This is a genomic window from Burkholderia sp. MR1-5-21 (genome assembly GCF_053427715.1).
Window position 1 is genome coordinate 1 of record NZ_JBSAXD010000105.1, and the last position, 659, is coordinate 659.

Below are 659 nucleotides of genomic sequence, written 5' to 3' on the forward strand. Positions count from 1 at the left end.
GATAGAGGAGATCGAACGACATGCGAAAGACGAAAGACGAAACCGGCGGCCTGACCTCCAGCGTCCATGATCCGCACGGTGCGCAGACACGGCGCTCACTCATCATGCTGTTCGCCTGTGGCGCCTTGCTCGGCCTCGGGCTTGCCGGCTACAGCCTGTTCACGGCCAAGGGCACGCGCACCAGCGCCGTGCCGCCGGAGGTCATGGCGCTCGTCAACGGACGGCCGATCCTGCGCAGCGACTTCGTGACCCAGGTGCAGACGCAATTCAGTGTTGCCTACGCGAAGTCGACCCCGGACCAGCGCAGCAGGGTGCTCGACGACATGATCGCGGAGGAGCTCAACGTTCAGCGCGGCGTCGAGCTCGACCTGCCGAGCTTCGATCCCGACGTGCGGGCGGCCTTGGTCGCGGGCGTCGAGCAGCATGTGTTGGCACAGCGGCCCTCGCAGGCAATCCGCGTAGGGGCCGAATCCAACAAGGAGGCTCGGGAGCAGGTGCTGCGGTCCAACGTGCAGTTCCTGCGCGGGCGCGCCGACGTCCAGCTGTCTAACGATGCCAAGGCCCTGCCCGGGACGGCGCGCCACCAGAAGGAGGGCGTATGATGCCCGGTCTCCATCGCTGGCTTGCGGTGCTCGCCGGCCTCGTGTTCGCACTCATTG

1 protein-coding gene is annotated in these 659 nt (G+C 66.8%); it reads left to right on the plus strand.

The features are described 5' to 3' along the window. Nucleotides 1–20: 20 nt before the first annotated feature. Complete coding sequence (locus ACV229_RS40610; protein WP_448088658.1) at nt 21–602, plus strand: hypothetical protein; 582 nt, start codon at nt 21–23, stop codon at nt 600–602. Nucleotides 603–659: the final 57 nt, after the last annotated feature.

Bases quoted from the DNA above. Each gene is read 5' to 3' on its own strand.
- ACV229_RS40610 (WP_448088658.1), top strand. From the start codon at position 21: ATGCGAAAGACGAAAGACGAAACCGGCGGCCTGACCTCCAGCGTCCAT.